This window comes from uncultured Clostridium sp. (genome assembly GCF_934754915.1).
GTDB lineage: Bacteria > Bacillota > Clostridia > Clostridiales > Clostridiaceae > Clostridium.
This window is the reverse complement of record NZ_CAKVKB010000130.1, coordinates 1-9034: the sequence shown is the minus strand read 5'-3', so window position 1 is coordinate 9034 and position 9034 is coordinate 1. Positions and strand designations below refer to the sequence as shown.

Genomic DNA, 9034 nt, shown 5'->3' with positions numbered 1-9034 from the left:
GTGTTACCATAAGAGAAAATATTATCACATTTAAGATTAAATTTCTTTCACATATAAAATATAAAAATACATGCATATATAAATAATTTATCCTAAAAATCCATAATATTCATAAAACATTACGAACTATATATTTCAATTAACAATGTACAATGGACAATTGGCAATAAATAGTAAAATCTTTCCAATATTTCTTTAATTATTTATGTGGTTTTATTATTAGAATATATATTATCTTTTCAATCAAAACAGTTTTCAGCCATAATCTCCATAAACTATCTTTATACATAAAAAACTAATAAAATTTATCCTAAAATCTATAGTATCCTGAAGTATTATGAATTCTAATTTTTAAAACAGTAATGATTTTCATCCTTGAAAACTATATATACACAAAATATCTTTGATATACATAAAAACAAGAGCATTAATCTATAATTTTGCCTAGTATATAACGCTCAGATATAATTCATATTTCCTATATATTTTTAAAAGATTATTTATATAAATCACCTGAAAGCATTTCTAATTTTTTCAAATTCCTGATTATATAAACTTTTGATTTTTTCTCAAGAATCCCTTCATCACAGAATTTATTAAGAGTTCTATTTAAATGTCTGTAGCTGGTTCCTAGAAGCTCAGCAATTTCATTATAGTTTCCCTCAAATTCAAATTCATAGTTGTCTTTTTCTTTTTCAACAAAAGCATATATATAGCTTGCAAGCTTATTTTCAAGACTATATAAAATATTGATTGAGTTATTTGTGCTGGTCACAATGAGTTTTTCACTAAGATACCTGCACATATTTAAAAGAAACTTGCAATCATTAAAAAGCTTTGATTGTACAACCTGAAAACTCATTTCTATGCCATAAGTATCTTCTATTGTCTGAACTGTACAATCAGCAGTATTACTACGCATAAACTCAACTTCTCCTATTATTCTTAAAGGTCTGTCAAAGCATATGAGAAGACATTTTCCATTTGCCATGTTCTTGCATACTTTTGTTTTTCCTTCTACTAAAAAATATAGATTGTTCAGTTCTTCACCTTCTCTGCATATAAATTCATTTTTATTCCACAATACAAGATTCATATGTTTTCTCATATTTTCACTAAAAAGATCATCAATATTAAACTTCTCTATATAACTTTCCAATAACTTTTTATCATTTATTCTTTTCATTGCTATTTCTCCAATTCATCATAAAACAACATATAAAAGATTCCATTTTAAAAACAGTATTCTAATTGTATTTATTTATAAATGAAAATCTTCTTCTTAAATTCTATATCTGTGCCGTATTTATAAGCCACGAATAAATTTCTGGCAAATACAATTTTCCAAAGTGACACAAATCATATTTTCATCTGCTTGAAACTTCTTTCTATTATACAATAAATTTATAAAAACATGACATATGTCCTATAATAAAATCTACATTATAGCTTAAACTATATACATTCCAATTTACAATTAAAATTCACACTACTACAAAGGAGAAATTATGTATAATTTTTTATCACTATTAATTGGTACATTAATTGCAGTCATGGTTGCATTTAATGGCGAACTGGCTATGAGCACAGGAAATTACTCTTCACTTGTCATAATCCATGCAATTGGATACGTTTTTCTTGTACTCATCATGTTGTTTAAAAAAATAAAAATTCCATTTAAAATGAATCTTCCATTCTGGATGTATAGTGCTGGAGCAATAACAGTTCTCACAGTTCTTATAAACAATGCTGTATACAGTTCACTTGGAGTGACAATTCCAGTTGCCCTTGGACTTTTAGGCCAGTCTGTCACATCCATTATCTTTGACCACTATGGTCTTCTGGGAATGCCAAAAATCAAATTTAATTCAAAAAAACTCGTTGGCATATTCATCATAATAATAGGTGTCTGTGTTATGACATTTTTATAAGAAGACAGGAGGAAATTTCAAATGATTTCTATATTATTATCCATTCTTACAGGTGTAATAATTGTATTATCCAGAATATTAAATGCAAGGCTTACAGATGAAATAGGTCTTATTGAATCAAGTTATTTCAATTATTTAACTGGTGCTGTAACATCAATAATATTATTTCTTATAATGGGTGAAAAATTTACCTTTTCATCACTAGGAAATGTTCCTTTTTATGGATACTTAGGAGGAATGCTTGGTGTTATAATTGTAATACTAAACAGTGTTGTAACTCCAAAAATATCTGCTTTCTATGTTGTTCTTTTAGTATTCACAGGACAGCTTTTTACTGGAGTTATAATAGACTGGATTGTTTCAGGTAATCTTTCGTTGAGCAAAATTATTGGTGGATTAATTGTTGTGGCTGGATTAAGTTATAACCTTTGGATTGATTTAAAAAATACTAATAAATAAAATTTTCATAAGATACTTAATTTGAATCGATAATTCTTATCATTTATTAAAAAATAAAGAAACATGGATTTTTTCACTAATAAATCATTATATTTCTCTATTTTGGTGATTTATTGTAAACTATATCATTTTCATTTTCTAGAAGATTGCTGTAAAATAATCATAAGAAGAATTGAAATATTATATGTGGGAGGCGATTATTATGACTGCAGTTAATGAAGCTTTAGAAAGAGAATGTTTAGAAATACTTATTGATCAAAATCCTATGTTAGATAAAGATTCTTTAATCGCATTATTCGATGACATAAAGAGCAATGCAATTAAAAATAATTGTATTTCTGATTTAAAAGAAATAATCATCAATCATAAATATTGATTTTTAAGTAGAAACATATTTTCTTAATGAATTCTCAAAGGCTGTCATTTTTATGACAGCCATTTTATTTTTCAATACATTTGACTTTTCCGTCCTGTCAATATACTATTACAGATATGACTTCATTCATACATAACATATAGAATATTAATATATTTAAGCATAGGATTGTCAGATAGAAATCAAACTACATAACAATGTTTAGCATTTTAGTTTTAAAAAATAATGCTAGATATGATAATTAATTATAATAATTAATGCGACAATTCTGTAAACTTAAAAATACAAATAAATTCTGGAGGTAATAATGGCTATAAACAAAAGTAAAAATGGAAACTTTTTTTACACTAATGCTGATAAAAGCAATAAAAACTTTATGTACAGCAATCTGACAAGAGCAAACTGCTATAACTGTAATTTCTCAAATTCTCATTTTGAATTTGCAAGTCTTAGAGGTGCTCATTTTAAAAAGTGTAACTTTTACAGAGGGAATTTTAAAGGTGCTGAATTTATAGGCTCTAATTTAAAAGGAAGTAAATTCAAAGAAGCGAAATTTGAAGATACTGTTTTTGAAGGTGCAAACTTAAATGGTGCAGATTTTGGAAATGCAAAATTCAAAAATACTATCTTTGTAGGCTGTGATTTAAACTCTGCTAAAAACTTAGATATTAATGATAAAAATATAAGAATTTATGAAACTATGCCAAAATTGAATATAAGTGAAGAAATTCAATCTCTTGCAGAAAAAGCTATGGAAAATGAATTCATAAAAAAATCAAGAGTTCTCGATACTAAAGACGGTAATTTAAATGGACTTTCATTTATGATTTTAAGTGAAAAATTTGATGAACCAACACTAATTGAAGGAATGCACTATATAAAGTTGGAAATAGATAAGGATTTTCATACTTTAAGCTATATAATAAAACTCATTGAACATATGTATGATTCTACAAATGAAAATGCAGAAAATTAAAGCTTATTTTTTCATATTTAATTTTAAGTTTGTTATAAAAATTGATGTTTTGCTAATTAACTTAAAATTTATATCTGTTTATTAATTTCAATAAGGAAAATACACCCTGATATTAAGATTATACTTTATAAATCGGGGTGTACCAAAACCTATACTATTCATAAATTGTATAAATATCTTCTAAATTCTTTCGCACCTTTTTGCGAATATTCTTATCAGCAGGATATCCCATTGCAATTACAAGCCTTACACGTTTATTCTTACTTATGTTAAGCAATTTCTTTAAAGCTTTTTCATTAAACCATCCTAAAATACATGTCCCAAGTCCTAATTCTTCTGCCATAAGACATATATGTTCACATGCTATAGCAACATCTGTGGCTCTGAAATCCTGCTTTTTTATGAGCTCTCCTGCCCTGCTTGTTATGTTTCCGCTTTCTTCAACTGCGATAATAAATGTTCCACATCCACTTGTAAATTTATTCATAATGCTGTCTTGAAGACAATCTGCTGTTTTAGATGACAATTCTTTATTATTTACAACTATAAAATGCCATGGTTGACTATTGCATGCTGAAGGTGCTACCCTTGCTGCTTCCATACATTTTATGATTTTTTCTCTTTCAACCGGTTTATCCAGATATTTTCTACAGCTCTGACGTCTGCCTGCCAATTCCAGAAAATCTCTCACATGCTTCACATCCCTTAATCAATATAACTTCTATAAAAATTATACTCCTATTGATAGAATTTTAAAACTGCTCTTCTTTTTACTCTAGACTTGAAGATATGTCCTTTTTATATTATTATATTTTTAGCTTTATGATAAACCCATTTTTATATTAAAGATTTTCTAAAATTTTGTTTTTCTATTCATATGAGCTTTTTTGTAACAAATGATACATACTTCTAATTTTAGAAAAGGTATAATTATGAAGATAATTGTTTTTAGGAGGATTTTTTACTATGAGTTGTGGTTGTGGAACAAACAAGTTAGATGGAAAAGCTATTGTTGACAGAGTAAGAGAAAAAGGATTTGCAGATAATAAACTGGATACTCCTTACACTATTACATGTTCATGTGGTCATGAATTTGTAATGAATACATTGGTAGATGTATGTCCTAATTGTAAAATGACATATGGAGTTACCCCATGTTCTCAAAATGATAAGGAAAACATTAAACCTGCTGGCATCAATTATTAGTACATAATTTAAACATAGAATTTTATTAAATGAGGCTGAAGATAAAATTTATCTTCAGCCTTTCTTTTATTATAATTAAGCAAGTTCAGCTTTTCCAGTATAAAGCTGATAATATCTTCCCTTTTTTTCTAACAATTCTTCATGGTTTCCTCTTTCAATAATTTCACCCTGTTCAAGAACCATTATTACATCAGCATTTTTAATCGTAGACAATCTGTGAGCTATAACAAATACAGTTCTGCCTTCCATTAGTTTATCCATGCCAGCAGAAATTAATTTTTCTGTTCTTGTATCTATTGAACTTGTTGCTTCATCCATTATTAATACAGGCGGATTAGCAACTGCTGCTCTTGCAATTGCAAGAAGCTGTCTCTGCCCTTGAGATAATCCTTCACCATCTCCAGTAAGTACAGTATCATATCCATGTGGCAGATGCTTTATAAATGCATGAGCATTAGCAAGCTTTGATGCCTTTATTACTTCTTCTCTTGTAGCATCTAATTTACCGTATCTTATATTTTCCTCAATTGTTCCAGTAAATAAGTGTGTATCCTGAAGAACAATACCTATTGATTTTCTTAAATCATCCTTCTTGATATCTGTTATATCTATCCCATCATAAGTAATAGTTCCTGAGTTGATTTCATAAAATCTGTTTATTAAATTTGTTATTGTAGTCTTCCCTGCACCAGTTGATCCAACAAAAGCTATCTTCTGGCCATTCTCTGCATATAATGATATGTCCTTAAGTATAGTCTTCTTTTCATTATATCCAAAGACTACATTTTTGAATATAACATCACCTTTAAGAGATATTAATCTGCTTTCTTTTGAAGGTTCATGTGTCTTCCATGCAAATTTTCCTGTAACATTTTCTGTTTCACATAATCCTGCTTCATCTTCAACTACTGAAGATAATGTAACAGTTCCTTCATCAACTTCTTCTTCTTCATCTAATGCATTGAATATTCTTTCAGCACCAGCAAGTGCAGCAAGAATTACATTAAGCTGTTGTGACACCTGTTGTACTGGTTGAGTCAGCTGACGTACATATTGAAGATATGCTACAAGCGAACCTACATCAAATGAACCACCAATAGTCATAAGACCTCCAACACAGCATGTCACAGCATAATTGATGTGTGATAAGTTTCCAAGTGCAGGCATCATGAAGCCTGCAAAAGTCTGAGCTCCTGTAGACGCTTTTCTTAATTCTTCATTTAAATCTTTAAATTCATCAATGGCCTTATCTTCATGACAGAATACTTTGATTACCTTCTGTCCTTCTATCATTTCTTCAACATAACCATTTAGTTTACCCATATCTCTCTGCTGCTCACCAAAGTATTTCTTACTTTTAGCTCCTACAAATTTCATTATTAAGAACATTACAGCTAATGTGCAGAATGTAACCAAAGATAATACAGGACTTAATACAATCATCATAGCTATTACACCGATAAAAGTAAGACTCGATGATAAAATATTAGTTACACTGTTATTTAATGCTTCACTTATATTATCAATATCATTTGTATAAAGACTCATTAAGTCCCCATTTGTCTTGCTGTCAAAAAACTTAACAGAAAGGTGCTGCATTTTATTGAATAAATCACTTCTTATATCTTTAATCGCATTTTGTGAAATATGAATCATTATTCTTCCATAAGCAAATGATGAAAATGCTCCAGCAGCATAGATTCCTCCAAGCAAAGCAAGCATCTTTACAAGGCCTTTGAAATCTCCTGGTATGATATAATCATTTATTATAGGTTTTAAAAAATATGAACCAGCAATCATAGCAAATGAACTTATGATTATAAATGCAAATACAGCTATAAGCATGTATTTATATTTTCCTATATATTTGAACAGTCTGCTCAAAGTCTTTTTAATATTCTTAGGCTTTGGAACACCTTTTTTTGCTCCAGCTTTTGAATTACTCACTGAATCCAACTCCTTCCTGTTGAGAATTATATACATCTTTATAGATTTCACTTTCTGCCATAAGTTCATCATGAGTACCAATAGCTGAAATTTTACCATCATCCATAACAATAATCTTATCTGCATCTTTTACAGAATTTATTCTCTGAGCAATTATTATCTTTGTCGTGTCCTTTAAATCTTCTTTAAATGCAGTTCTTATCTTTGAATCTGTAGCTGTATCTACTGCACTTGTACTGTCATCTAATATAAGAACCTTAGGTTTCTTTAATATTGCTCTTGCAATGCATAATCTCTGCTTTTGTCCACCAGATACATTGACTCCACCCTGGCCTAAATCCATATCATATCTTCCTGGAAGTCTGTCAATGAATTCATCAACACATGCAATCCTGCTAGCGTGTTCTATTTCTTCCATTGTTGCATTTTCATTACCCCATCTTAAGTTATCTATAACACTTCCTGAGAATAATGTATTCTTTTGAAGAACCATTGCAACTTCATTACGTAAAGTTTCTATATTGTAATCTTTGACATTTACACCACCAACAAAAACTTCACCATTATTTGCATCATATAATCTTGGAATAAGCTGAACAAGGCTTGTTTTTGCAGAACCAGTTCCACCTATTATCCCTATAGTTTCACCACTATTGATCTTTATAGATATATTTTCAAGATTAAATTCTTCACTGTCATCTTCATATTTGAAATCCACATTTCTAAATTCAATATCTCCATTTTTAACAATTGAAACATTTTCTTCTCCATCAACAATATCTATTTCTTCTTCCAGAACTTCTAAGATACGCTTAGCTGAAGCAATTGAACGCGAAATCATCATAAGAACCATAGCAACAAGCATTAATGAAATAAGTATCTGAGTTGAATAAGCTATAAAGCTTGTAATCTTACCAACTGTAAGGCTTCCTTCATAAACCATGTGTCCACCAAACCATAAAATTGCAACTATTGAGCTAAAAATAATAACCTGCATTATAGGCATAGAAAGAACTATAAGTCCAAATGATTTAGCAGCTGTTTCTTTTAATCCTTCATTACCTTCTTTAAACTTTTCCTTTTCTTTTTCTGCTCTAACAAAGGATTTAACAACACGCACACCAATTAAATTTTCCTGAACCAAAGTGTTCATATTGTCCACTTTCTTCTGCATTATTCCAAACAAAGGGCCAACATTTTTAACAAGTGTTCCTATTGAAACAACAAGTATAGGAAGAGAAACCGCAAATATAAGTGCAAGCTTTGGACTTATGCTTATTGATAAAATTATGGCAAATATAAGCATTACAGGGGCTCTTACAAGAAGCTTTATTCCCATAGTAATAGAGTTTTGTACTGCAGTAATATCTGTAGTAAGACGAGTAATTAAAGATGCAGTACTGAATTTTTCAATATTTTTGAATGAATATGTCTGTATCTTTTCATACTGTGCCTGTCTTAAATTTGCACCAATTCCCTGTCCAGCTATAGCTGCAAATTTAGACAGAAGTATTCCGAATGTAAAAGATACAACTGCCATTGTCACCATCATAAGACCAAGCTTTATGGTATAAGGCATATTGTTTGATGGTATTGCTTTATCCACAATGTCAGCCATCACTAACGGAATTAACAATTCTATTATAGCTTCCATGGCTGCACAGGCTGCTGCAAAACCTAAAAACTTTTTATACTTTCCTGAATAGGAAAATAATTTTTTTATCATTTGTTTCACCTCTTTGAATATGTACTATTATGTTTCTATGTTTCAAAACATATAGCATACTATCTATTTTTAATAAAGTGTTCAAAAAACACTTATTTGCAAATATTTTGTTTATTACAATCAGGGCTGTTATTGCCTTACTGTAAAAATATTGGTTAATCATGAAATATATTTTTTTAGAATCAAAAATTATTCTCCAAGATTTTCTAATATTCTTGTCAGAAGTCTTTTCAGAAATTCAGTTTCATCAACTGAAAAACCATTTAAAATTTGCTTTTCCTTTTCATTCCTCATATACTCTACTGCATGCTGTGCACATTTTTTTCCTTCATCCGTCAATATGTGGCACTTGTATCTTCCATCTTCCTTGCAGCCATGCCTTGATATAAGCTCTTTAAGCTCAAGACGCTTTA

10 protein-coding genes are annotated in these 9034 nt (G+C 29.4%); 5 read left to right on the top strand and 5 right to left on the bottom strand.

The window, feature by feature from the left end:
- Window positions 1-496 precede the first annotated feature (496 nt).
- Complete coding sequence (locus Q0F58_RS15130) at window positions 497-1186, bottom strand: cyclic nucleotide-binding domain-containing protein (RefSeq protein WP_294378319.1); 690 nt, start codon at window positions 1184-1186, stop codon at window positions 497-499.
- 322 nt (window positions 1187-1508) lie between these two features.
- On the opposite strand from Q0F58_RS15130, the gene Q0F58_RS15125 reads away from it, so the two are divergent.
- The 4 genes from Q0F58_RS15125 to Q0F58_RS15110 all read left to right on the top strand — a co-directional run bounded on the left by Q0F58_RS15125 (window position 1509) and on the right by Q0F58_RS15110 (window position 3742).
- The gene (locus tag Q0F58_RS15125; RefSeq protein WP_294378317.1) at window positions 1509-1931 is read left to right on the top strand and encodes a DMT family transporter; all 423 of its coding nucleotides are present in this window, start codon (window positions 1509-1511) and stop codon (window positions 1929-1931) included.
- Window positions 1932-1952: 21 nt separating this feature from the next.
- Window positions 1953-2390 carry a DMT family transporter gene (locus tag Q0F58_RS15120; protein ID WP_294378314.1) on the top strand — a complete coding sequence of 146 codons (438 nt, stop codon included), beginning with the start codon at window positions 1953-1955 and terminating at the stop codon, window positions 2388-2390.
- Between the two features lie 202 nt (window positions 2391-2592).
- Window positions 2593-2766: a hypothetical protein gene (locus tag Q0F58_RS15115; RefSeq protein ID WP_294378311.1), complete on the top strand. Its 174-nt coding sequence runs from the start codon at window positions 2593-2595 to the stop codon at window positions 2764-2766.
- A gap of 307 nt (window positions 2767-3073) precedes the next feature.
- Window positions 3074-3742, top strand: coding sequence for a pentapeptide repeat-containing protein (locus Q0F58_RS15110; RefSeq protein WP_294378307.1), 669 nt, complete (start codon window positions 3074-3076; stop codon window positions 3740-3742).
- A 154-nt stretch (window positions 3743-3896) separates the two neighbouring features.
- Here Q0F58_RS15110 and Q0F58_RS15105 read toward each other — a convergent pair whose 3' ends face one another.
- Complete coding sequence (locus Q0F58_RS15105) at window positions 3897-4433, bottom strand: nitroreductase family protein (protein WP_294378304.1); 537 nt, start codon at window positions 4431-4433, stop codon at window positions 3897-3899.
- Window positions 4434-4708: 275 nt separating this feature from the next.
- Here Q0F58_RS15105 and Q0F58_RS15100 point away from each other — a divergent pair, with 275 nt between their 5' ends.
- Complete coding sequence (locus Q0F58_RS15100; protein WP_294378302.1) at window positions 4709-4948, top strand: hypothetical protein; 240 nt, start codon at window positions 4709-4711, stop codon at window positions 4946-4948.
- A 75-nt stretch (window positions 4949-5023) separates the two neighbouring features.
- On the opposite strand, the gene Q0F58_RS15095 is transcribed toward Q0F58_RS15100, so the two are convergent.
- The 3 genes from Q0F58_RS15095 to Q0F58_RS15085 form a co-directional block, all read right to left on the bottom strand.
- On the bottom strand, window positions 5024-6895 hold the full coding sequence (locus Q0F58_RS15095; protein WP_294378298.1) for an ABC transporter ATP-binding protein: 1872 nt from the start codon (window positions 6893-6895) through the stop codon (window positions 5024-5026).
- On the bottom strand, window positions 6888-8621 hold the full coding sequence (locus Q0F58_RS15090; RefSeq protein ID WP_294378296.1) for an ABC transporter ATP-binding protein: 1734 nt from the start codon (window positions 8619-8621) through the stop codon (window positions 6888-6890). Before Q0F58_RS15090 ends, Q0F58_RS15095 begins: the two co-directional genes overlap by 8 nt.
- A gap of 189 nt (window positions 8622-8810) precedes the next feature.
- Window positions 8811-9034: MarR family winged helix-turn-helix transcriptional regulator (locus Q0F58_RS15085; RefSeq protein WP_367118199.1), on the bottom strand; the 224-nt coding region annotated here is incomplete at its 5' end.